19 protein-coding genes are annotated in these 21,969 nt (G+C 53.9%); 8 read left to right on the forward strand and 11 right to left on the reverse strand.

What is annotated here, in order from left to right; genetic code table 11:
• The first annotated feature begins 45 nt into the window (after positions 1-45).
• Entirely contained in the window at positions 46-654 is a 609-nt protein-coding gene (locus tag PsAD26_RS09815; RefSeq protein WP_063310238.1) for a hypothetical protein, read from the forward strand.
• Here PsAD26_RS09815 and PsAD26_RS09820 read toward each other — a convergent pair.
• Positions 651-1,694 carry an AraC family transcriptional regulator gene (locus PsAD26_RS09820; RefSeq protein WP_063310446.1) on the reverse strand — a complete coding sequence of 348 codons (1,044 nt, stop codon included), beginning with the start codon at positions 1,692-1,694 and terminating at the stop codon, positions 651-653. The genes PsAD26_RS09815 and PsAD26_RS09820 overlap by 4 nt on opposite strands.
• Before the next feature lie 78 nt (positions 1,695-1,772).
• Positions 1,773-4,166, reverse strand: coding sequence for a plasma-membrane proton-efflux P-type ATPase (locus tag PsAD26_RS09825; protein ID WP_063310239.1), 2,394 nt, complete (start codon positions 4,164-4,166; stop codon positions 1,773-1,775).
• Between the two features lie 233 nt (positions 4,167-4,399).
• On the opposite strand from PsAD26_RS09825, the gene PsAD26_RS09830 reads away from it, so the two are divergent.
• Together PsAD26_RS09830 and PsAD26_RS09835 are read left to right on the forward strand one after the other, a co-directional pair.
• Positions 4,400-5,386: an NADPH:quinone oxidoreductase family protein gene (locus PsAD26_RS09830; protein WP_063310240.1), complete on the forward strand. Its 987-nt coding sequence runs from the start codon at positions 4,400-4,402 to the stop codon at positions 5,384-5,386.
• Between the two features lie 2 nt (positions 5,387-5,388).
• The gene (locus PsAD26_RS09835; RefSeq protein WP_063310241.1) at positions 5,389-6,180 is read left to right on the forward strand and encodes an SDR family oxidoreductase; all 792 of its coding nucleotides are present in this window, start codon (positions 5,389-5,391) and stop codon (positions 6,178-6,180) included.
• A gap of 156 nt (positions 6,181-6,336) precedes the next feature.
• On the opposite strand, the gene PsAD26_RS09840 is transcribed toward PsAD26_RS09835, so the two are convergent.
• From PsAD26_RS09840 to PsAD26_RS09850, 3 genes are all read right to left on the reverse strand, one after another.
• The gene (locus PsAD26_RS09840; protein ID WP_063310242.1) at positions 6,337-7,452 is read right to left on the reverse strand and encodes an acyl-CoA dehydrogenase family protein; all 1,116 of its coding nucleotides are present in this window, start codon (positions 7,450-7,452) and stop codon (positions 6,337-6,339) included.
• Positions 7,453-7,463: 11 nt separating this feature from the next.
• Positions 7,464-8,654: an acyl-CoA dehydrogenase family protein gene (locus PsAD26_RS09845; RefSeq protein WP_063310243.1), complete on the reverse strand. Its 1,191-nt coding sequence runs from the start codon at positions 8,652-8,654 to the stop codon at positions 7,464-7,466.
• Positions 8,655-8,718: 64 nt separating this feature from the next.
• Positions 8,719-9,978 (reverse strand): acyl-CoA dehydrogenase family protein, encoded by a 1,260-nt coding sequence (locus PsAD26_RS09850; protein ID WP_244278192.1) that lies wholly within the window; start codon positions 9,976-9,978, stop codon positions 8,719-8,721.
• Positions 9,979-10,326: 348 nt separating this feature from the next.
• Here PsAD26_RS09850 and PsAD26_RS09855 point away from each other — a divergent pair, with 348 nt between their 5' ends.
• The 5 genes from PsAD26_RS09855 (at position 10,327) to PsAD26_RS09875 (ending at position 14,099) form a co-directional block, all read left to right on the forward strand.
• Positions 10,327-11,160, forward strand: a complete 834-nt coding sequence (locus PsAD26_RS09855) for an SDR family oxidoreductase (RefSeq protein ID WP_063310244.1) — start codon at positions 10,327-10,329, stop codon at positions 11,158-11,160.
• 7 nt (positions 11,161-11,167) lie between these two features.
• Positions 11,168-11,638, forward strand: a complete 471-nt coding sequence (locus tag PsAD26_RS09860; RefSeq protein ID WP_063310245.1) for a MaoC family dehydratase — start codon at positions 11,168-11,170, stop codon at positions 11,636-11,638.
• The gene (locus PsAD26_RS09865; protein WP_063310246.1) at positions 11,635-12,546 is read left to right on the forward strand and encodes an SDR family NAD(P)-dependent oxidoreductase; all 912 of its coding nucleotides are present in this window, start codon (positions 11,635-11,637) and stop codon (positions 12,544-12,546) included. Before PsAD26_RS09860 ends, PsAD26_RS09865 begins: the two co-directional genes overlap by 4 nt.
• An 84-nt stretch (positions 12,547-12,630) precedes the next feature.
• Entirely contained in the window at positions 12,631-13,668 is a 1,038-nt protein-coding gene (locus tag PsAD26_RS09870; RefSeq protein WP_063310247.1) for a phosphotransferase, read from the forward strand.
• A gap of 8 nt (positions 13,669-13,676) precedes the next feature.
• A complete protein-coding gene (locus PsAD26_RS09875; RefSeq protein WP_244278201.1) occupies positions 13,677-14,099 on the forward strand; it encodes a GFA family protein in 423 nt (140 codons plus the stop codon).
• A 75-nt stretch (positions 14,100-14,174) separates the two neighbouring features.
• Here PsAD26_RS09875 and PsAD26_RS09880 read toward each other — a convergent pair whose 3' ends face one another.
• From PsAD26_RS09880 to PsAD26_RS09905, 6 genes are all read right to left on the reverse strand, one after another.
• The gene (locus PsAD26_RS09880) at positions 14,175-16,073 is read right to left on the reverse strand and encodes an ABC transporter substrate-binding protein (RefSeq protein ID WP_063310248.1); all 1,899 of its coding nucleotides are present in this window, start codon (positions 16,071-16,073) and stop codon (positions 14,175-14,177) included.
• Positions 16,074-16,249: 176 nt separating this feature from the next.
• Entirely contained in the window at positions 16,250-18,496 is a 2,247-nt protein-coding gene (locus PsAD26_RS09885; protein ID WP_063310249.1) for a glycoside hydrolase family 95-like protein, read from the reverse strand.
• 99 nt (positions 18,497-18,595) lie between these two features.
• On the reverse strand, positions 18,596-19,342 hold the full coding sequence (locus PsAD26_RS09890) for a dipeptide/oligopeptide/nickel ABC transporter ATP-binding protein (RefSeq protein ID WP_063310250.1): 747 nt from the start codon (positions 19,340-19,342) through the stop codon (positions 18,596-18,598).
• A complete protein-coding gene (locus tag PsAD26_RS09895; RefSeq protein ID WP_063310251.1) occupies positions 19,339-20,124 on the reverse strand; it encodes an ABC transporter ATP-binding protein in 786 nt (261 codons plus the stop codon). Before PsAD26_RS09895 ends, PsAD26_RS09890 begins: the two co-directional genes overlap by 4 nt.
• On the reverse strand, positions 20,118-20,987 hold the full coding sequence (locus tag PsAD26_RS09900; protein ID WP_063310252.1) for an ABC transporter permease subunit: 870 nt from the start codon (positions 20,985-20,987) through the stop codon (positions 20,118-20,120). Before PsAD26_RS09900 ends, PsAD26_RS09895 begins: the two co-directional genes overlap by 7 nt.
• The gene (locus PsAD26_RS09905) at positions 20,974-21,918 is read right to left on the reverse strand and encodes an ABC transporter permease (protein ID WP_063299924.1); all 945 of its coding nucleotides are present in this window, start codon (positions 21,916-21,918) and stop codon (positions 20,974-20,976) included. Before PsAD26_RS09905 ends, PsAD26_RS09900 begins: the two co-directional genes overlap by 14 nt.
• Between the last annotated feature and the right edge of the window lie 51 nt (positions 21,919-21,969).

Raw genomic sequence — 21,969 nt, forward strand, 5'->3', positions numbered from 1 at the left:
TCGCCAAACTCCCATGGTCAAACAGACAAACCATGGAGTTATCAAATGGCAACAAAGCACAGCACCAAAGCCCTTATTGCGATTGGCGTAATAGCGATTGCGGCTTACGCGACATTCTCATCAGGCATGGAAACCTCTGAGACACTCAGCCCTGAAGGGGTGCATTCAATCGAGATCTCAGGAAGCAATCTGGGTCTGCGCATCGTCGGAGGCAATAGCATTTCAAGCGACATCAAGCTTGATACAAGCGATGCAAGAGGTTGCTCTCTAACCGCTACAACATCCAAGAATGAAGACGGTCTTATGACCATTAAGTTTGAAAGACGCGGGTCCTGGAGGCTTGGTTGGTGCGATCCGGCGGCGACACTCAGGCTGCCGAGTTCGATGAACATCAGCGTTAAGATGGACAGATTGGCAGGTGACTTTGTGGGGCGGTTTAAGGACTTCGCGATCACCTCAGAGAAGTCTGTCATCTATTTCGACGGGAGTGTTTCGCGCTTCGATTTGGTTGGAGAGATGGCTGCGGTCTATCTGAAATTTGATGCAGATGTTCCAAAGGAAAACATCCGCATCAATGTTGAGAAGCTCGTGTCCAGCATCAATTTGGCGAAGGGGTGGAAGCACGCCACGAGCATCCTGCTAGAGATCTTTTAGGCCGTCTCCACACTCTGCGCGGTCCGGCTCTCCTTCCGCCATACACTCGGGCTCTTGCCTGTGACACGTTGGAATTCGCGATTGAAGTTGGACTTCGTTGTAAAGCCAACATCGTAAATGATTGTGGTTATGGGCTTGTCTGTTGTCTCTAACAGAAGACAGGCTTCAGCCACTCGGAAACCATTGGTGTATTGCGGCAGGTTGATCTCACGCACTGTGTTGACAGCTGTCGAAATCTGGCGCGCCGGCACACGGAGCTTGCGAGCTAACCTGTCGAGGGAGAGGTTTTCATCCCGGTACAGATGCTCGTCCTGCATGAGTTGATCGAGCGCTTCGACCAGCACAATCTGTTCCTCGGAGGCTGATGCGGTCGTTGTTTCAGGTTCTGGCAACTGCGGTGTAGCCGCAGGTTTGCGAGTAAACAAAACAGCGATTGTGACCAGTGCAAGCAGCATGAAGAGGTTTGCAGTGCCAACGATGGTTGCTGCATTGGTCCCCTTGTTCACGGCAAAGTCCGCTGCTACGACGAGGTCAACAAGTGCGGAGGTTGAGAAAATTGCGCCTGCGATCAGCTGTGTCTGGCGTGCCGGGAGCATTTGATCGATAGGCAGATGGCTGGCCCATTCCCACTGCCTGGTCGTTGCAGACCGGAAGAACAACAGTCCGTAACCGAGGTAGACAACAACACTTGTAAGATCAATCAGCACCGGAGCGTTGAAGCCGGGTGCCAGAGTGAGAGAGCTAAGAGTTGCAGCTGTCGCGCCAAACGTCCAGCCGACAGCCTTCTTCGTAAGGCGATCAGTGAGTTGAAGGAATGAGAGCCAGGTTGCGGGCGGCAATAACAACGCCAGTCCTATGAGCGACCAGAGGGGGAGCCCACCCATCCCCCATTTGATACCGAGTAGGACAGATTGAATTGCATAAAGGCTGATAGTCGCCACGAGCAGCGACGGTATTTTTCGTCCATACCCGACCATGAGGCGTAACAGGATGAAACACAAAAACAGGGCAGTAAAAAAGGGAAGGGGTAAGCTCGGCAACGCGCCAACTCCAATTGCAGACAATGCTCTATATCTAGTCTGTCTGCGTGGCGAGTAAAAGAGTGTGTTGCACTTCTTTTAGCGGCAGAGCTTTCTGGCAAAATTCAGCACGAACATCCAGAGGATAGCTTGAGCCCAGACGATGCCGATCAAGTCCCAGCTGATAGCGGGAACAAGGAAGCCGGATCGACAGATGACAACCGCGAGTAATTGCGTGGTGATAATTGCCATCAGCAATTTAGCCGAAGGGCGTGGCGCCTGCCAGAACCAGTGATCATGCCGGCAGACAAACAACAGCAAATGCCCGGCGACAACCAGCTGCAGGAACATGACACTCTGCAACTCCGCAGCAGGTACATCCAGCCAATGCCGCGCTGCCATCATCAGGGCGAAGTTCTCGACAACTGAAATGAGCCCAAGCACCGTTGCTGTGCGCAGCATGTTTCCAAGCTGCCATTCCATTGGGGCTGGTGCAGCCTCTGTGTTGTCGTAGGCGATGGTGATGATTGGGATGTCGTCCAGCAATGCCAGCATCACAATCATGATGGCGGTCAGAGGCACCTCTTCCAACAGCAACACACTGGCTGAGACGAACACCATCAGGTTGATTGTCATAGCCACACGATAATCAACATAGCTGATCATCCGTGCGAAGATTTTCCGTGCCTCTATAACTGCATCGGTGATGACAGACAGACCTGGCAGTGTGAGGATCAGATCAGCGGCAGATCGGGCTGCATCTGTTGCACCTGAAACGGCAATGCCCACATCAGCTTGTTTCAATGCTGGAGCATCATTCACGCCGTCACCCGTCATGGCAACGTAATCTCCGGATTGTTGAAGTGCTTTGACGATGCCGTATTTGTGCTCGGGAAAGACACGGGCGAAGCCATCTGCGTTGACGATCTCCTCGCGGATGTTGGCTGGCAAGTTGTCCATGTCCTTTGTCTCTGAGAACACCTGGCTGGCGCTTTTAAGCGAGGTGCCAAGGCCGAGCTGCCCGGCGATCTCTCGGCCAATTGCAACATCGTCGCCTGTCACCATCTTTACCGCGATGCCAGCATTCTGTGTTTCTTCAATCACCGCTTTGGAATCCTCGCGGGGCGGATCAAAAAGAGAGAGGATACCGTGCAAGCGTAACTCGTGGTTCTCGTTGGTCTTGGCAATGCCAAGCGCGCGTAGGCCTTTGACTGCAAACTCGTGCACGGCTTTGCTGGCGACGGCTTTCTCCTCTGGTGTATTTGTGCTGAGATCGATAACGACTTGCGGTGCACCTTTGATGACCTTGAACGCCCCGCTTGGGCCGGAGATGCCCGCTTCCGTTCTTTTACTCACAGGATCAAACGGTGTGAATGTGTTTTGCTTGTAAAGTTCGAGCACACCCCGTTCGGCTTTGCTGACAATCAGTTGGTCGATGACGTCCTTTTCAATGCTACTCGAGGCAAGAGCTGCCATGACGACCAGTTCTTTCTCGCTCTTCGCATCAAACAACACGGGCTCGCCAAGTGTGAGTTCGTTTTTGGTAAGCGTCCCGGTTTTGTCAGAGCACAGCACATTCACCCCTGCCAGCTCTTCAATCGCCTGAAGGTGTGAAACGATGGCTTTCTTTCTGGAAAGTGTGAGTGCACCCAAAGCCATGGTGACTGAAAGAACAGCGGGCATCGCAACTGGGATTGAGGCGATCACCAATACAAGCACCAGTTCAATTATGCCCAGAATGCTTTGTTGCAGATAAAGCTGTTTGACGATGATGAGCGCCGCAAGCAAGGCCGTGCCCAGAATGAGAAACTTGCCGATGCCCAGAACGCTTTTTTGGAAATGAGAAATGTTGCCGGCGGACTGAACCAGCTTGGCTGTGTTGCCAAAGAATGTATTCCCGCCCGTCGCTGTAACAAGTGCCTGCATGGTGCCCTGTTTGATGATAGATCCGGAATACGCCAAATCGCCGATTTTCTTGTCGACCGGGAGCGACTCTCCCGTTAGTGCAGCCTGGTCGACGGCAAGGTATGGCCCGCGTTCCAAAATGCAGTCTGCCGGGATGATATCTCCGTTTTCCAGGTTGATGATGTCGCCGGGTACGATTTCCTCGGCTGGAATGTCAGTCCACTTCCCATCTCGTTTCACGCGTGCTTTGAGAGCCATGGATGATTTCAGTGCTGCAAGCGCGTCGGCTGCTTTGCTGCTTTGAACAAACTCGATGCCAGAGTTGAGGACCAGCATAAACAGGATGATCGCAAAGTCGGCCCAGTGCTCAATGATGGCAGACAGGATGGCTGCGATTTCGATGAGCCACGGAATTGGGCCCCAGAACGTCAAAAGCAACTCAACCAGTTTGCTGGTCTTCTTTTCCTCCAGCGCATTGGGGCCATACTGCTTTAGCCGATTGGATGCGGTAGAACCAGCCAGCCCTTCCGGTGAGCTTTCAAGGCGTTTAAACTCATCAGCTAAATTAGGCTTTTCCTGTTCTGCCATCCGGTCTTTCCATGGATTGCGTACACATCATGGAATTATCTTCACCGCAGCATGTAAACGGATGATGAGAACAAGCTGAGCTTCCATGAACCGTGGTTTCCTGATTGCGAAGCCGCTTGCTCAAATTATTCAGGTTTGCCAAGAGGGAAGGGGCTTTGCACCTAGCGTTGTGGTTGCGCTCACTGTGTTTCCGTAACATACTCACGGGTATGTTTTGATTTGGGAGGGAAATCATGCGTGCTGTTGTCTGCTCAGAATACGGACCACCAGAGGCTCTGCGTGTGGAAGATGTTGAACGTAAAGAGCCGAGAAAAGGGCAAGTGCGGATCGCGGTGGAAGCTGCGGGCGTCAACTTCCCTGATACGCTGGTGATTGCGGGAAAATATCAGATCAAGCCGCCAATGCCATTTGTGCCAGGCGGTGAGGTTGCTGGCAGAATTGAAGCCGTGGGCGAAGGTGTCACTCAGTTTGCGCCGGGTGATCCGGTGATGGCGCTTCTGCTGCAACAAGGTGGCTATGCCGAAGAGGTTGTGGTTGATGCGTCTGCTGTCATGAAGCGACCTGAAGCTATGTCTGCTCATGTTGCCGCTGGCTTTACGATGACCTATGGCACGTCCATGCATGCCTTGAAGCAGCGTGCGCAGTTGCAACCGGGAGAAACACTGCTGGTGTTGGGCGCTGGCGGAGGTGTTGGGCTCACGGCTGTTGAGCTGGGCAAAGTTATGGGTGCCAAGGTGATTGCTGCGGCCAGCTCTGCTGAAAAGCTGGAAGCTGCGCGAAAAGCAGGTGCGGATGAGCTGATCAACTATTCCACGCAGGACCTGAGAGAGCGTCTCAAGGAGATCACCGGCAAGACTGGCGTTGATGTTGTGTATGACCCTGTCGGCGGGGAGCTCTTTGAGCAAGCGTTGCGCTCCACAGCCTGGAATGGTCGCGCATTGGTTGTAGGCTTTGCGGCAGGCGATATCCCGACGATCCCCACCAACCTGCCTCTACTGAAGGGCTGTGCGGTTATGGGCGTGTTCTGGGGTGCGTTCCGCATGAGGGAACCGGATAAGGACCAGAAGAACTTCTCAGAGCTGTTTAAATGGCTTGAGGACGGCAAAATCAACCCAGTTGTTAGTAAGAGCTATTCACTGGAAGAAGCCCCTCAGGCGCTTCGAGACCTCATGGAACGACGTGTGATAGGGAAGGTTGTTCTGGAAACCGGGAGGGAATGAAGATGCAACCCAGATTTGCAGGTCAGGCAGCCCTGATCACAGGAGCAGGCAGCGGCATCGGTCGCGCAACCGCAATCCGTCTGGCAGAAGAAGGTGCCGCGATCGCTCTGGTGGACTTGAATGAGGACGGGCTTGATGAAACCGCAGGGCTGTTGCCAGAAGGTTGCCGTGCACGGGTCTATGTCGTCGATGTTGCGAATGAAGAAGCGGTTGAGAGCTGTGTGGATGCGGTTGAGAACACCTTTGGCGGTATAAGCGTTCTTTGCAACAATGCCGGGGTCATCTGCGAAGGTTCCTGGGGCGGCAGCCATGAGGACTTTAGCGACTGGCTCAAAGTTTATGAGGTGAATGTACTCGGCGCAATGCTATTTACCAAGTACACCCGCGAACAGCTCAAGGCTTCAGGCCGCGGTTCTATTGTGAATACTGCATCCGTTGCTGGAATCAGAGCCGGTGCTGGCGGAAATGCCTACAGTGCTTCCAAAGCTGCGCTCATCAATTTTACGAAGACATCTGCCTGCGATTTTGGTGAGCACGGCGTGCGTGTGAATGCAGTTTGTCCGGGGCTTATTGAAACCGGAATGACAAAACCTGTGTTTGATCATGCCCGCAATGTGGGCAAAGAAGACAGACTCGGCTCAAGGGCAGAGCTGCGTCGTCACGGGGATCCTGCTGAAGTTGCAGCAACAATCGCATTCCTTGCCAGCCGCGATGCCAGCTTCATCACCGGACAGGCCCTTGCCGTTGATGGCGGAAACACATCCTCCCTCAACATGCCGGGTATGAAGATCTGAGATGGTTTTGGTTAGCCAAAAATGGAAAGAGCCAGTCTGCAACACCGGGCAATGCTGTTGCGGACTGGCTCTCGCTGATCCAAAGGGGTGGACCAGATGGCTTCAATTATGAAGTTACTTTAGAAATAATCACAAGTAGAATTACGGATTATACAGTTAAAGACCCCGTGTTTTTAGCAGAAAGTCTATATGGTGAGCACTGTCACCCAGCATCTCTGTTAACACCCGGTCGTGTTTCATGAACAATCCGACGTCAACTTCGTCGGTCATACCGATTCCACCATGCATCTGCACCGCTTCTTCTGTTGCCACGCGAGAAACTTTAGCAACCTTCGCTTTGGCTGCTCTCGAAAGTGCCTCTGCCTTATCTGAGGTTGTATCTATCGCACGTAACGCGGAAGAGATGAGTGAAGCTGTTTGTTCAATCTGGCAGTAAAGGTCGGCCATTCTGTGCTGAAGTGCCTGAAACATGCCGATTGGTACACCAAATTGCTTTCTTTCATTCAGGTATTCCGTTGTGCGCTCTGCAACTTCTATTGCAACTCCAAGTTGCTCTGAAGCTGCAATTGCACGACCGGAGCGGAGTGTGGCTTCCAGAACGGCTGCGCCTTTATCAAGCGGGCAGAGCAGATCCTTGCCATCCAGATGCAAATTTGTGATCTGAATGTTTGCCGCATTGCGACTGTCCAGCATAGCGTTGCGCTCTACCGCAACTTCCGCCGCGCTTGGGTCTACCAGAAAAAGCCCTGTGTCTTCGCCGGTTTTTGCAACAACAATTAGCCGGTCGGCATTGTAACCATCAAATACGGCGCGTTTTCTGGCGTTTAGAATGAAGCCGTTGCCATCCGGTTCTGCCGTGGCTTTGATGCGGGATGGGTTGTGCTTTGCTCCCTCATCTATTGCCAGTGCGATAACAGCTTCACCAGCGGCAATCTTTGGTCCCCACTCACTCAGATGGTCACCACCAGACTGGCGCAGTACAATTGCACTCAAAACAGCAGTGGAGAGGAACGGAGAGGCTGTCAGGTTGCGCCCCATTTCTTCTGCCACAAGGCCTGCTGCGCGGTGGCCAAAGTCATAACCGCCAGCGTCTTCCGGCAGCAACATGCCAAACCAGCCCATCTCGGCCAGTGTTTTGTGAAGCTCCTGATTGAAGCCAAGAGCCTCTTTCTGGTCGCGCAGATCACGCAGCGCCTGCACGGAGGCGTTTTCTGCCATAAAGCCAGAGGCGGAGTCCTTTAGAAGGGTTTCTTCAGAGCTGAAAAGTTCCATGTTTTCTCTCCTTAACCCAATGATGGCAGGCGTAGCACTGCTTTTGAAATGATGGAAAGCATAATCTCCGAGGTGCCGCCTTCAATGCTGTTGCCTTTGGAGCGCAGCCATGACGCAGACTGATTACCGATACCGTTGTTCTCTTCCGGTCCGGACAACGCTTCCAATCCGCCAGACTGTACAACGAGGCTCTGGCGGCGTTTGTTCAGTTCTGTGCCGAGATACTTCAGCTCTGCAGAACGGGCGCCCAGCTGGTTGCCTGCGCGGTGGAAGTCCTTTGCAGCTGCAAGATGTGCGGTCAGTGCCATTTCATCAATCAGGAACTCCCCGATATCAGCACGAAGAAGCGGGTCATCCAATCGGCCTGTCTCATCCAGCCCGATTGAGTCAATCGCAGTCTCATAAAGGCCAGCGGAACCGCCAAAAATCGCATCCAGATTGCTGACCATTTCGCGTTCGTGGGTCAGCAGATACTTGGCGATTGTCCAGCCGTTGCCGCGCTCGTCAACCACATTCTCCATAGGCACCTTCACTTCATCGAAGAAGGTTTCGCAGAACGGAGAACTGCCGGAAATCAGGCGGATTGGCTTGGTGGAAACACCCTCGCTGGCCATATCAAACAGCAGGAATGAGATGCCCTTGTGTTTCTTCGCATCAGGTTCAGTGCGCACCAGAGCAAAGATCCAGTCTGCTTGATCAGCATAGGAGGTCCAGATCTTCTGGCCGGAGACGAGGAAGTGGTCGCCCATGTCCACGCCTTTGGTTTGGACTGACGCCAGATCGGAGCCGGATCCAGGCTCTGAGTAGCCCTGACACCAGCGAATTTCACCGCGAGCAATCTTGGGCAAGTGCTGCAGCTTTTGCTCGTGAGAGCCGTATTTCAGCAAAGCGGGACCAAGCATCCAGATGCCGAAGCTTTCCAGCGGAGACATGGCATTGATGCGCGTCATCTCCTCTTTGAGGATCTTGGCCTCGTCACCGTTCAGGCCGCCGCCGCCGTACTCTTTCGGCCAGCTTGGCACGGTCCAACCACGCTCAGCCATGCGCTCCAGCCATTGCTGTTGTGCTTCGGACTTGAACGTCCAGTTGCGACCGCCCCAGCAGATATCGCTCTCTGTGGTGACGGTTTTACGCATGTCTTGGGGGCAGTTCTCTTCCAACCAAGCCCTTGTTTCCATGCGGAAGTCATCAAGTGATGTCATTGCGTTCTCCCTGCTTTGGAGTGCAGATGCAAAGGATTAGGAGAGCGGTGGCTCTCCTGCCTTATCAGATCTTTTCCTGAGTGTGTTTGCGCAGCTCAGAGCGGCCAATGAAGTTGCGGTGCACGGCATCAGGACCATCCGCAAAGCGCAAGGTGCGCAGGTTCATCCAGTTGGTTGCCAGTGGGGTATCCTGAGAGATGCCCTGACCACCAAACATCTGCATGGCTTCATCTGTAACTTTAAGTGCCATGCGTGGTGCAACAACCTTGATCTGGCTGATCCAGAACGCCGCTTCACGGGCGGAGGCATTGTCCATCATCCATGCGGCTTTCAGGCAGAGAAGGCGGGCCTGCTCAATCTCCATGCGGCATTCGGCTATGATGTCGAAATTAGCGCCCAGTTTGTAGAGCTGCTTACCAAAGGCTTCCCGGTTGATGGAACGTTTACACATCAACTCAAGCGCTTGTTCTGCCTGCCCAATTGCGCGCATGCAATGGTGGATGCGGCCCGGGCCGAGGCGGCCTTGCGCAACTTCAAAGCCACGTCCTTCTTCCAAAAGCAGGTTCTCGACAGGAACACGCACATCCTCAAACCGCAGGTGCAGGTGTCCATGAGGGGCGTGATCATGGCCAAACACCTGCATCGGGCGCAGCTTGGTGATGCCCGGCGTGTTCGCATCCACTACAATCATCGAGTGCTGCTGGTGCTTGGTGCCGTCTGTTGGGGTGTGAACCATAGTGATGTAAACGGCGCAGCGCGGATCGCCAGCGCCAGAAGACCACCACTTCTCACCATTCAGCACATAATGGTCGCCATCTCGCACGCAGGACATACGAATATTGGTTGCATCTGATGACCCGTGATCTGGCTCAGTCATCAGGTAGGCTGAGCGAATCTCGCCGTTAAGCATGCGCTTCAGCCAGGTTTCTTTCATCTCCTCGGAACCATAGCGCTCAAACACTTCCATGTTGCCGGTGTCAGGTGCATTGCAGTTGAACACTTCTGGTGCGAGGGGGGATTTGCCCATCTCTTCTGCCAGATAAGCATATTCAACGGTGCTGAGGCCATAGCCGCGCTTGGAGTCTGTCAGCCAGAAATTCCAAAGTCCCTTGGCGCGTGCACTTGCTTTAAGGCTTTCCAGAATCTCGGTCTGCCGCGGCGTATGTTGCCAGCGGTCTCCCACGGGAATCTCGTCATGGAATTCATCTTCAAGAGGCATGATTTCATCGCGAACCATGTTGCGCACTTGCTCCATGAGTGGTGCTACACGCTGGCTTACCCCAAGGTCCATAGCTGGACGTTCGGCTAATAAAGTGTCGCTCATGATTGACCCTCCCAAGACATCTGAGCTCTTTTATCTTCACAAACCCGTGGTGAAATTCCACTTACTATCAGAGGGATAGGTGATTATGAGCTCCCACACAAAATCAAATTCCCAGGCCGGAGAGACAAAAGATACGAGCTAAAAATTTTGCTTTACAACTGTTGATATACGGAAACATACTACTGAGTATGTTGTCAACTGCGCGCGAAGAAGAGCATGCTTGACCATTGGTTTAAGGTGGCCTCCCAAAAGACGCGGGCGGCGGTTTTCGAATTAAGAAGCGCCTGAACCAAGTCGCATGAGGTGCGGTGGCAGATCGAAGAACACTATGGGAGGTAGGGTGTCTTCATGGGATATCTTGAGGAACTGTTTGGTGTAGCTGGTAAAACGGCGCTGGTAACAGGTGGTGGAACTGGCATTGGCCGCATGGTTGCCACTGCGCTGGCAGAAGGTGGCGCACGCGTCTTCATCTGCTCGCGCAAGCTGGATGTGGTTGAGAAGACAGCACAGGAGATCAATGCGAACCTGAAAGCCAACAACCCGGTGGCTGGGGGATCTGTTGAAGCGTTTCAGGGAGATGTTGGCTCTGAAGAGGGCGTGTTGGCTCTTGCAGAGGCTGTGCGTGAGCGTAGCCCAAAGCTCGATATTCTGGTCAACAATGCTGGCATCACCTGGGGTGAGCCACTGGGCACCTTCCCGTATTTTGCATGGAAGAAGGTGATGGATGTCAACGTGGCAGGCCTGTTCCATCTGACGCAGACTCTGTTGCCGGAGCTGAAGGCCAGTGGACGTCCGGAAGATCCAGCCCGCGTTATCAATCTGGGCTCGGTCATGGGCTCCACGCCGATCGGCGATGGGGCTTACTCTTACTCAGCCTCCAAGGCAGCAGTGCACCAGCTGACGCGCATTCTCGCCAAAGAACTGGCGAAAGAACACATTACATTCAATGGTTTCGCGCCGGGACCGTTCCAATCCAACATGACAGCGTTTGCAACGGGCACGGACGAAAAAGCAGCGCATGTCGGGAAAGGCGTGCCACTTGGCCGGATCGGGCATCCTGATGACATCGCAGGCGCAACGCTGTTCCTTTGTGGCAAAGGCGGGTCCTATGTCACGGGAGAAGTGATCCCGCTGGATGGTGGCATTCATATCGCCACAGGCACCAATTTGTTTGGACAGTGAGGGGCTTATGGAACTGACCATAGAAGAACTTGAGACCCGGGTTGGCCAGCAGATCGGCTTGTCTGACTGGGTAGAGGTGGATCAGTATATGATCTCCACCTTTGGCAAGCTGACCTTTGATGAGCAGTTTATCCATATGGATCCTGAGCGCGCCGCTGCTGAAACTCCGTTTGGCGGTACCATCGCCCATGGGTTTCTCACGCTCTCGCTCGCCAGCAAATTCGCCATAGAAACCCTGCCGGATGTGAAGGGGCGGACCATGGGCATCAACTATGGTTTCAATAAAATCCGCTTTTTACATCCCGTTGCCAGTGGTAAGCGCATTCGGGGACGTTTCACTCTGGATAATCTGACCCGCAAGGGAGATGGTCAGATCCTTCAGGAGTTTGGTCTTTCAATTGAGATTGAGGGTGTCGAAAGCCCTGCGTTGGTCGCACAATGGCTGACAATGACGTTTTTTGAGGAGGTAGCTGCATGACGCAGGACACGATAAATTTTGCCGGTCAGGTAGCGATTGTTACGGGCGCAGGCGGTGGGCTTGGTCGTCTTTATGCGCTGGACCTTGCTGCGCGCGGCGCTGCGGTGGTGGTGAATGATCTGGGCGGTTCTGTTGATGGCTCCGGTTCGTCCGCAACCGCTGCTGAAACTGTTGTCGAGGAGATCAAAGCAGCAGGCGGTAAAGCAATCGCCAATGCTGCGGATGTGACGGATGAGGCTGCTGTCAACGCTATGGTGGCGGACACTGTTGCAGCGTTCGGGCGTGTTGATATTCTCATCAACAACGCTGGCATCCTGCGCGATAAGTCCTTTGCCAAGATGGAAATGTCCAACTGGAACAAAGTGGTCGACGTGCACCTCAATGGTGCAGCGCTCTGCACCAAGGCCGTCTGGAATGTGATGAAAGAACAAGGCTATGGCCGTATCATCATGACCACATCTCCCTCCGGCATCTATGGCAACTTTGGGCAGGCGAACTATGGCGCAGCGAAAGCGGGCCTTTGGGGCATGATGAATACGCTTGGTCTGGAAGGGGCAAAAAGCAACATTCACATCAACTGCATTGCACCTTCTGCTGGGACACGCATGACAGAAACCATCATGGATGCTGGCACGCTGAAGATGCTGGCACCGGAAAACATCACACCTGCTGTGATTTTCCTGTGCTCTGAGGCTGCACCAACTCGCAAGGTGCTTGTGGCAGCTGCCGGCACCTACACACTGGCCGAAATGGTTGAAACACAAGGCATTCATTTGGCTGAGGGCGACCGTACACCAGAGGCAATTGCTGCCAATTGGGGCCGTATTGCTGACCGCACGGATGCGGAGCCGGTGAACAGCGCCATGGAAGGTGTCGCCAAACTGGTAAAGGCAATGGCCAACGCCTGATCATAAAAGCCGAAAAAGAGCCTGACTGTTCACGGGACGGTGGAATAGTCAGGCAACCGGATGTTTCATGGAGGAGGGGAGCCCATGACGAACGCCTTGCATACATTAGAGAAACCAGCGCTACAGGCTTATCTGAAGCAGCACATACCGGAGTTTGGTGAGCTTCTGGAGATTGAGAAGTTTCCGGGTGGGCAATCCAACCCGACCTACAAGCTGGTGACCTCTGACAAGACCTACGTCATACGGGCTAAGCCCCCGGGAAACCTGCTGAAATCCGCCCATATGGTGGATCGCGAGTATCAGGTGATGACGGCTCTGGCAGGCAGTGATGTGCCAGTGCCCAAAACCTATCATTTGTCCGAGGACAACTCTCCAATCGGCACCATGTTCTTTGTGATGGAGTATGTTGAAGGGCGGATCTTCTGGGATCCTTCATTACCGGAATGCTCTAACGAAGAGCGCATGGCGATCTTTGCGGAGATGAACCGCGTGTTGGCAGCACTGCATGATGTCTCTCCCAATGCCGTTGACTTGATGCACTATGGTAAGCCCGGCAACTATTTTGAGAGGCAAACTGGGCGCTGGATCAAGCAGTACAAAGCCTCTGAAACCACAGTGATTCCAGCGATGAACCGCCTGATGGAGTGGTTGGAAGAGAACATGGTGGAGGACGACGGAACATCCTCGCTTGTGCACGGGGATTACCGGCTCGACAACCTGATCTTCCATCCCACAGAACCACGGATTGTGGCTGTGCTGGACTGGGAACTTTCCACGCTTGGCCATCCGCTAGCGGACCTTGCCTATCAGTGCATGCAGTGGCGTTTGCCATCTTTCAAAGGCCTGCGCGGGTTGGCGGGGCTGGATCGTGTGGCGCTTGGTATTCCGCTTGAAGAGGAGTATGTACGCCAGTACTGTATGCGTCGTGGGCTCAGCGAGATTGAGAACTGGGAGTTCTATCTCGCGTTTTCTATGTTCCGATTAGCCGCTATTCTTCAAGGGGTTGTGGCCCGTGCGGAAGCGGGCAACGCGTCCAATCCGCAAGCTGCAGAAATGATGCGAAAAGCTGTCCCTCTCATCGCAGGTATGGCGTGTGAAGTGGTTGGCGAACTGGTGGAGTAATGAGCGTGATGAAACGATCCGGGCGTTGCATGTGTGGGGCAGTGTCCTACAAGATTGAGGGTGATCCGGTGGTTACGGCTCAATGTCATTGTGAGGAATGCCGCCGGCTGAGTGGTACTGGCCACACGGTTGGCGCCATGTTCCGTGCGGATCAGGTGATTATCTCGGGCAAACTGGGAGAGTATGTCTATACCTCCGCCAACGGCTCGCAGGTCACCAAAGCCTTCTGCTCAGGCTGCGGAAGTCCGATTTATGGCCGTAATACCAAGGCGCCTGACCACATGACACTCCCTCTCGGTTCCATGGACAACGCAGATGATCTGGAGATTCAGGTCGTCATCTTCGACCGCGACAAACCGCATTGGGATGCCTTGCCAGAAACCGCAGCGGTCTTTGATACTCAGCCAGACTGGAAGCCGGAGAAGGTGTGATCCAACTCCTTAAAACAACAATGCCCGCCTAAATCGGGTTAGGCGGGCATGTTACGCAGGGCTCAGTTGAGGTGCTTACTTCTCAAAGTAGAGCTGCTGCGGGTATGCGAGGCCAACGCCGCGTAACGCGTCGTCATGGACAAACCCCGCAGGGAAGTTCTTCAGGCTGTTCTTGCGCACATAAATCGCTGGTGTTTCGCCCACCAATCCAATGTGCCAAACGTTCTTGGTGTGAACGTCAACCATTTGTTTTGCATAGATATTTGCTTCTTCCAGACTGGTCGCGGTCTGCGCTGAATCCCATGCTGCCCACACATCGCGGATTGCGTGATCCTTTGGCGGCTCTTCTCCGGATTTGCCGTTGGAGTACCACCAGTTGAAGTAGTTCTGAGCAAAGCCGCCGCGGCCAAGGAAGCGAACCGGGTCAGCGGTGATGACAGAGGAGCGATCGAACGTATCGAGGATCATGTCAAAATCGGCGGTCTCAACATGCTGTTGGAACAGGGTTCGGTCGATGATTCGCACCAGAACCTCAATGCCCATGTCCTGCCAATAAGTGCGGACAACTTCCAGCAATTCCCCCTGAATGTCCCAGCGAGTTTCCAGCACCAGGCTCAAACGACGGCCATCTGACATCAGACGAAAACCGGCTGAGTCCCGTTCTGTGAGGCCAATCTCGTCGAGTAATTCAGTAGCCCGTTCCGGGTCGTATTGCGTCCAGCGGCTCTCGGCGGTTTCATCGTAGAACGGAGAACCGGAGATTGGAGAGGCCTGACGTGCTTCACCGAGACCGGAGAATGCCAGTTCGTTGATGGTTTCGCGGTCTACGGAGATGTTGAGAGCCTCGCGGAAGCGAATGTCCTCAAACAAGGTTTGTTTGGTTGCATCAGCCGAGTTCAGGTTCGGCATGATCGACCATGTGAGTGCCTTGGTCCATTTTTCAATGGTGTAGTCACCCTTGGCTTCGTTTTCCTTCAGCAGTGTAAAGTCGGCCACGTTGATGTGGCGGTTTTGGAGGTCGATCTCACCCTGAATGGCCATGAAGTTGATGGCTTGAGGGTCTTGGAACAGCCGGTGTTCGATTTGGTCGATGTAAGGAAGCTGGTTTCCTTCTGCATCCACGCCGTAATAGTAGGGATTGCGCTCCATCACCACAGTGTCGGAAGGCGGTGGTGTCTTCACACGCCATGCGGTGAGAACTGGCATATTTGGATTGAACCACCACGCCTGAATTTGGCCTTTGGAATCCCAAAGGTCCATCCATTTCTTGGCACCATACTTGGCAATGGCCGCCTCTAGTTTAGTAGGGTCAGCGTAAGCTGGGTGGTAGTCTTTGAGGTAGTGGAATGGCTCGATGAAGCCCGGACGATCCAGACCCGGACGGCCTGTGCTTTCCTTAGCCAGAACGGTCAGGAACAGCGGGTAAGGCTTTTCGAAGGAAACAGTGAAGGTGTAATCATCGGCAAAAGATAGCTTCATTGGCACACCGTTGGAGGTGTAAAGCGCCTTGATGGACGGCATCAGGTCTTCATTGAGAAACACATCCTCATACCAGAAGCGAACGTCACGGGTGGTGACAGGTGCTCCATCGGACCAGCGCAGACCTTCGCGGATTGTGAAGGTGAAATCACGAGCATCTTCACTTACGGAATATTCGCCAACCCAGCCGGGAACCAGAGACAGGTTCTTGTCACCGTCCATGTAGGTTTCAACCACACGCTCTTCCATGAGCTTGGTTGGACCCCAGCGGTCGCTTGGGCCTTTGAAAGCGCGCTTCATGACACCGCCATAGGTGCCGATGCTGTCGTAGACCGGAATGACGCGTGGATTTTTCGGCAGGCGCTCTTCAACCGGCGGCAATTGACCGGCTTCAACCAACTGCTTGAGCATGGGCGCTTCGTTATAGGCCCAGCCATTGGCGGCCAAAAACGGCAGCGTCAAAGCAGCAATCGACGTGAGTGTAACGCTCTTCATCAAATTCTCCCCCCATCTCACGGTGGTTCACTCCTCAATGATCCAACCATGAAATATTTATTGCGAGAGATCGGGTATCTCTACGCTTTGCAAATATCTATGGAACGAGAATAAGTAGTTCCTCTGTGGTATATCAAAGTATTACTATGAAAATATTTCAATAAATTCCATCTTTTTTAGTGTGGTTCTGTGATTCCTTGCCGGTTTAACCTGATTTTTTGCTGATCATCTTTAAGGAAGGCAGCAATATCAAATTTTGGTGCAGCCCAAACATAAATTTTACCTGCTTCCAGGTGAATGGAAGTTTCCTGCAATTCATGTGGCAGTATCGCTGATTTCAGGGCAAACCTGCCGCTGCGCTTCGCCTTTACAGAAAGGAATGCGAGTTTCCCATCTTGCAGCACAGCACTGATCAGGTAGCCTCCATGAGCAGGTAAGTTGAAGAAGGCAGCGTCTTTCCAGTCTGGCGGGATTGCTGGGAAGAGCCGGATTTTCCCGCCCCAGCTTTGCAACAGCATGTCAATGGCCGCCGTCGCACCGGTAAGGGGGACTTCGACCGTGGTCGCGTCAACTCCGGCGTGTTCATAGTATTGAGTGTTGGTCAAATGCATGCGCCCGCCTGCACCAGTGTCGAGAAACGCCCGTAGATACTCGTGCGCAAGGTTGCCTTCGCCAATGGCAGCGTACAGTGAAGCAGCACCTGTGAAGGAATATCCAACCAGCTTTTCATGTGGTTCATGAGGTGATTTTGAGAAGCTTTGCCAGTGATCTATGGACTTCCGGATGCGTTCTTTCTCGCCCTGTTGATCCATATTGCGCAGGTAGAATGGATAGGCCATCAGCAAATGACTGTAATGTCGGTGGGCATCTGTGAGGGCTACATCTTCGCCGATCAGGTACCCGGTGTCCTCAGAATAGGGGTAATCAACAAGTTGGCCCAGAATTGCTGCGAGCTCCAGCGCTTCCTCGGTGTCTGGCTCGAGGGTTAGATAAGCAGAGATCGCCCATTTCAGGACAGCAAGATCATAGTTGCAGTTGCGGGCCGATTTATATTCTGGCGAGAAGCTCTCCGGCAAATGCACGGAGCCGTCGGGTGCCTGCATGAAGTGGGGCCGGTAGAACTGAATCCCCTTCTTCAGGAAGCGTTTAACGACTGTTTGTAGAAGCTCTTGATCATCCTCATAAGAAGCTGCCAACCAGAGATTATGAACCAGCCAGAGGAAATTGCCGAGTGTGGCGTCCTGTACGTTTTGTGTGTGGTAAGCGGTGCCATCTGCAATGCTGGCCCCTTCTGTAAAGGGTGCGATTGGTGTCGGCTTTGGTCCCGGCGGACAGAAATCCACGTTGGTGACTGTGTAGAGGTTATAACCACCTGATCCTCCGCCCATTTTAGCCAGTTGGTGCTCATGCTCTTGTAACTGGCGAATGAGCGGCTTCATCAATTCAGAGCGATTGCCATACGCGCAGATCCAATAGGTGAGTTGGGAGTTGAGGTTGTGCCAGACGCCGGGCCACGGGGTCGTTGGATCAAACCAGACACTTTGCAGATCAATCAGTGCTCCATCTGGCCGAGTGAGGCAACGGAGCTTGTAGAACTGGAAATCAATATAGGCTTCAAGTTCCTGATCTGGTAATGAAAACAGTGTTCTATCGGCATACTTCGACCATTCTTGCTGATGAGATTGCACTAGTGCTTCATATGGCGCGTTGAGTGTTGCCTGAAGGTTGGTGCGTGCCGTTATTGCAAGTTGACTTTTGATGTCGCGCTCATACTCAATGCGGCAGAAATGCCGGAGGCTTTGGTGATGGCGCTGAGTTGAGGTTGCAACGATCACCTCCCCAGCCTGCATGCCGCGTTCCTGATACATCGTGCTCGTGTAAGCGCCGATATCATCGGCATATGACCGCACCTCGGCTTGCTCAAATGGTCCATTGTCGTGCGGGTGTGAGATTCGGGTGCGGGAGGACTGTGGGTTTTCGACAGGATGATAGGTGAGCGTTGAGCTGGTCATCATCTGCTTCACATCAAAGATGATGCTGTCCTTCAAGGCATGGCAGAAGCAAGTGAGGGTGATGTCTTCTTCTTCCAGCTTTAACGTGCCAGATAGGATGCCAGTGGCAAGATCGAGCGATAACTCCACGCCTTTGATTTTGCTGGAGAAGGTGAGCTCGCAATGCCCAAGTGGTTTGCGGTGAGCCATCACCTCGGGGTTGACGTTGTAAACATCCGCCCGCCCCAGAGCCAGTTGCAGTGTAGTTTCGCTGGTCTGGAATAGCATGACCCCGACCAGCCCTGAGCCCAGCAATATACTCTCTTGCTGGCGTTGTGGCAGGGCAGTGTAACGCACCTTGTTCCTTCTGAGTTTGCTGAGCTGGGCGTCGCGGCTGATCTGTTCAATATTGCTCTGTTCCAGAAAGGGCATACTCAATCCAAAAAAATACAAACTGGCGAAGTGGGTTCGCCAGAGACTAACGGAGTGTTTTGTCGCAGGGCAGCACAGTTTATTGAAAAATTTCAATGATCAGGCTGCTGGTGCAGAATACTTTGAAATTTTGACAAACCGGCGCGAGAGCGGATGTTCGGGGGCTGCGAAGAACTCTTGAGTTTCCTTGTGTTCCACGATCCTGCCGCCTTCCATTACTGCAATGTCATCCGCCAGTTTGGCCAGTGTTTGCAGGTCGTGGGAGATTATCAGCAGACCCTTGTTCATCTCCGCCCGCACCTTGCGTAGCAGCGCGATGATTTGCTCCTGAGTCACCAGATCCAGCGCGGAGAGCGGCTCGTCCAACACCAGAAACTTTGGCTTTACGGCTAAAGCGCGTGCCAAAGCAACGCGTTGGCATTGCCCGCCAGAGAGCTGATGCGGGCGCTTGTTGGCGCAGGTGTCCTCCAGCCCCACCATATGCAGCAGATCTCGTGCCTGTCGCTGACGCGCTGCTTTGGGCAGTTTATGGATGGCTTTGAGTGGTTCGCAGATCAGGTCTAATGCGCTCAAAAACGGGCTCAAAGCTGCCAATGGATCCTGCCACATGTAGTGGATGATATCTCCGGTCTTGCTGAGGTCAGGAAAGAAGATCTGGTTGTTGTGAAACAGCGTCTCTTGCGGTGCCGGGATGATGCCCGTCATGGCCTTGGCCAGCGTTGATTTTCCGCAGCCGGAGCGGCCTACAAGGCCTGTGGTCCGGGAGGGATGCAGGGTCAGGCTGACTTCGGAGAGCACCTGAGTGGAGCCGTAGGCGATGGAGAGATGTCGTGCTTCCATGGTCATAGTTGAAGCCTTTCCATAGCTCTGGTGATTTCGGCGGTGGCGTGGTGGCAATCTGGCGCGACTGGCTGGTTCAGGTCGCAGGCATCTACGAGCTGGCCAGCATCCATCACCAGCACGGAGGTGCAGGTTTTGCGGACAATGCGCAGATCGTGGCTGACGAACAGGAGAGCGGAGCCGGTTTCCTGTTGAACCACGTTGAGCGCCTGCAGTGTTTCGTGTTCGGTGATGACATCAAGGCCAGTGGTCGGCTCATCAGCTATCAGGACAGTCGGCTTTAAAATCAACGCCATAGCCATCATCACCCGCTGCTTCATACCGCCGCTCAGGGCATTGGGGTACTGCTTCAGGCAGTGCTGTGGCAGTGAAACCGCTTCGAGTGCCTGAAGGAGAGCATGGTGTGCAGCTTGACCGTTCAGTGAGAGGTTTCTTGCAGTTTCAAGCAGCTGCGTTTCAATGGTCAGGCTGGGGTGCAAGGCGCTGCCGGGGCTTTGGAAGATACAGAAAATGCCGGTGCCTCGGATCTGCTGCTTTTCAGCAAAAGGCATTGCCAGAAGGTCTTTGCCTTGAAACCGGATGGACCCGCTTGAAGCTTCCAGAGGAGCACGCAACGCGCCTGTAATCGCGTGGCAGATCAATGACTTACCACAGCCGGATCTGCCGATCAGACCCAGTCTCTGGTTGGTTGCAAGATCAAAACTGACTCCTTCAACCAGCGGCTCGTTGTTTTGGGCACTGTTGGAAATGGTGAGGTTTTGCACCTGAAGAAGGGGGATATCTACCATCTGTAGGGTTTCCTCTTGTCCAGCTGAAAGCGGATGCCTTCGCCCACCAGATTGAAGCTGAGAACGGCGAGGATGATGACGATGCCGGGTGCCAGAACGACGCTTGGGCGCTCTGCGAAGAAGGGGCGTGCCTCGTTGAGCATGGCACCCCATTCTGCGGCGGGTGGTTGTGCGCCAAGGCCGAGGAAGCTGAGGGACGAGAGCACTAGCAGAAGGCCCGCCATCTCCAGCGAAAGGACCACCAGCAGAGGTGGCAGGATCTGCGGTAGGATGTGTTTTGCTATGATATTCAATGACTTCTGCCCGCATTGGCGAGAGGCGAGAACGTACTCTTTGGAGGCTGCGTCCAGTGTTAGCGTGCGGACCAAACGTGCCAGACTTGGCCACCAGGCCAGGGCGACGCCGATGACGGCGGAGGTGAGGGACGCGCCCAGATAGCCGATGATTGCGAGGGCGAACACCAGCATGGGGAACGCGAGGAAAATATCCGCAATCCGCATCAAAACCGCATCAACCCAGCCTTTGCAGAGGGCGGAGAGCAGGCCAACGGGTAAGGCAATGGCGAGGATAAGTCCAGCTGTTGATAGCGCTGTGCCAAGAGATAATGCCGTGCCGGTCATCAGGCGCGAGAGGATACAGCGGCCCAGATGGTCGGTGCCGAGCGGGTAGGTGAGGCTGGGCGCGCTGAGGCGGTGCAGCAGGTCAATCTGGTTGGGTGGGTTGGGTGCAAATGCCTCGCCGCCAATGGCCAGTACGATAAAGCAGGATAGAAAGAAGCTGCCGAGCAAAAACGTGGTTTTGCCTCTGAAGAGGTTGGTCGCCCGCGAGAGGGGGATAGATTTTGCGCTATCAACGTACGCCATGATCATCCTCCTTGAGCTGAGGCATGAGCCAATGGTTCGTCAGGTCCGCCGCAAAGTTCGCCAGAAAGAACACCAGCCCCATAAACAGCAGATAAGCTTGTAAGATCGCAAAATCCCGCTCCGCAATGGCCTGCAGTGCCAGTTGCCCTAAGCCGGGCAGGTTGAAGATGTTTTCAATGATCACTGATCCACCCAGCAGGGAACCAAAGGAAATGGCCCAGTTGGTGATGAGTGGTGGTAGAATGGACTTGAACACATGGCGCCCCAGAATAGCTCTACGGGACAGGCCTTTAGTAATCGCAAGGCGGATGTAATCTTCGCTCATAACAGCGATTATCCGCTCCCTCACCAGCCGGCTCATCACTGCCGCGTTGCCAAGGGTCAGCGTGATCACAGGTAAGATCAGGTCCTGCGCATTGCCGAATTGCAGCAGGTTGAACCACCCCAAACCCAGCGCGAACACTGCCAGCAGAAACAGCGCCAGCCAAAAGGATGGCACGGAGACCAGAAACATGGTCAGCACGTAAAGGCTGGTAGAGACCGATGTGCGCTGTGAAACCGCCGTCACGGTGCCAAGCACCAGCGACAGAGCCAGTGAGCTGACGAAAGCCAGAACGGACAGCGTCGCCGTAATCGGCAAGTGCTCTTTAAACAGCTCCAACACAGGACGGCCCGACGCGATGGAGGTGCCCAGATCCAGCCGGAACAGGTCCAGCAACCAGATAAAGTAGCGCTGAATCAGAGGCTTATCCAAGCCATACTCCACCCGCAATGCCTCCACCTGCTCAGCGGTGAACGACACGCCCAAGCGGCGCAGTTCCATCTCAATAGGATCGCCGGGGGTGAGGCCGATGATTAAAAAACCAATCAGGGTCATGCCAAACAGAGTTGGAATTCCCGAAAGCGTGCGCTTGAAAACAAACTGCTTCATGTGCTGATCTTTCGTGAAAAGGCAGCACAGATCATGGTGTTGCAATGATCT

This window comes from Pseudovibrio sp. Ad26 (assembly GCF_001623285.1).
GTDB lineage: Bacteria > Pseudomonadota > Alphaproteobacteria > Rhizobiales > Stappiaceae > Pseudovibrio > Pseudovibrio ascidiaceicola.

Excerpts from the sequence above, each read along its gene's own strand:
- PsAD26_RS09815 (WP_063310238.1), top strand. The coding sequence starts at position 46 with ATGGCAACAAAGCACAGCACCAAAGCCCTTATTGCGATTGGCGTAATA.
- PsAD26_RS09825 (WP_063310239.1), bottom strand. The coding sequence starts at position 4,166 with ATGGCAGAACAGGAAAAGCCTAATTTAGCTGATGAGTTTAAACGCCTT.
- PsAD26_RS09830 (WP_063310240.1), top strand. The coding sequence starts at position 4,400 with ATGCGTGCTGTTGTCTGCTCAGAATACGGACCACCAGAGGCTCTGCGT.
- PsAD26_RS09835 (WP_063310241.1), top strand. The coding sequence starts at position 5,389 with ATGCAACCCAGATTTGCAGGTCAGGCAGCCCTGATCACAGGAGCAGGC.
- PsAD26_RS09840 (WP_063310242.1), bottom strand. The coding sequence starts at position 7,452 with ATGGAACTTTTCAGCTCTGAAGAAACCCTTCTAAAGGACTCCGCCTCT.
- PsAD26_RS09845 (WP_063310243.1), bottom strand. The coding sequence starts at position 8,654 with ATGACATCACTTGATGACTTCCGCATGGAAACAAGGGCTTGGTTGGAA.
- PsAD26_RS09850 (WP_244278192.1), bottom strand. The coding sequence starts at position 9,978 with ATGAGCGACACTTTATTAGCCGAACGTCCAGCTATGGACCTTGGGGTA.
- PsAD26_RS09855 (WP_063310244.1), top strand. The coding sequence starts at position 10,327 with ATGGGATATCTTGAGGAACTGTTTGGTGTAGCTGGTAAAACGGCGCTG.
- PsAD26_RS09860 (WP_063310245.1), top strand. The coding sequence starts at position 11,168 with ATGGAACTGACCATAGAAGAACTTGAGACCCGGGTTGGCCAGCAGATC.
- PsAD26_RS09865 (WP_063310246.1), top strand. The coding sequence starts at position 11,635 with ATGACGCAGGACACGATAAATTTTGCCGGTCAGGTAGCGATTGTTACG.
- PsAD26_RS09870 (WP_063310247.1), top strand. The coding sequence starts at position 12,631 with ATGACGAACGCCTTGCATACATTAGAGAAACCAGCGCTACAGGCTTAT.
- PsAD26_RS09875 (WP_244278201.1), top strand. The coding sequence starts at position 13,677 with ATGAAACGATCCGGGCGTTGCATGTGTGGGGCAGTGTCCTACAAGATT.
- PsAD26_RS09880 (WP_063310248.1), bottom strand. The coding sequence starts at position 16,073 with ATGAAGAGCGTTACACTCACGTCGATTGCTGCTTTGACGCTGCCGTTT.
- PsAD26_RS09885 (WP_063310249.1), bottom strand. The coding sequence starts at position 18,496 with ATGCCCTTTCTGGAACAGAGCAATATTGAACAGATCAGCCGCGACGCC.
- PsAD26_RS09890 (WP_063310250.1), bottom strand. The coding sequence starts at position 19,342 with ATGACCATGGAAGCACGACATCTCTCCATCGCCTACGGCTCCACTCAG.
- PsAD26_RS09895 (WP_063310251.1), bottom strand. The coding sequence starts at position 20,124 with ATGGTAGATATCCCCCTTCTTCAGGTGCAAAACCTCACCATTTCCAAC.
- PsAD26_RS09900 (WP_063310252.1), bottom strand. The coding sequence starts at position 20,987 with ATGGCGTACGTTGATAGCGCAAAATCTATCCCCCTCTCGCGGGCGACC.
- PsAD26_RS09905 (WP_063299924.1), bottom strand. The coding sequence starts at position 21,918 with ATGAAGCAGTTTGTTTTCAAGCGCACGCTTTCGGGAATTCCAACTCTG.